Raw genomic sequence first — 442 nt, forward strand, 5'->3', positions numbered from 1 at the left:
GGCGGGTTCGTGGACGGCGGTGGAGTCGGTGACGGCGCGTCCGGCGCGTACCGCGGGCACGGTCGTCAAGGACGAGGGCGAGGGCGGCAAGGCGCTCGCGGGCTTCCTCGCCGACCAGAAGTTCATCTAGTCCCACCCGTTCGCGCATCCAACGATCGATCAGGAGCAATGAATCATGGCTGAGATCCTGGTTCTCGTGGACCACGCCGACGGCGTGGTCCGCAAGCCGGCCCTGGAGCTGCTGACCCTGGCCCGCCGTATCGGCGAGCCGTCGGCGGTCGTCCTCGGCGCCGGTGACAAGGCGGCCGAGCTGGCCGCCAAGGCCGCCGAGTACGGCGCCGCGAAGGTGTACGTCGCCGACGGCGCCGAGTTCGCCGACCAGCTGGTCGTCCCGAAGGTGGACGCGCTGGCCCAGATCGCCAAGGCCGCCGACGCGGCCGCG

The 442-nt window shown here is 71.7% G+C and carries 2 pseudogenes; both read left to right on the forward strand.

Annotated features, from left to right (window positions below):
- Nucleotides 1–130 (forward strand): annotated as a pseudogene (locus ADK60_RS43815) (electron transfer flavoprotein subunit beta); the annotation flags it as partial.
- Between the two features lie 45 nt (nucleotides 131–175).
- Nucleotides 176–442, forward strand: a pseudogene (locus ADK60_RS24910) (electron transfer flavoprotein subunit alpha/FixB family protein); the annotation flags it as partial.

It is taken from the genome of Streptomyces sp. XY431, assembly GCF_001279805.1.
GTDB classification, from domain to species: Bacteria; Actinomycetota; Actinomycetes; order Streptomycetales; family Streptomycetaceae; genus Kitasatospora; species Kitasatospora purpeofusca.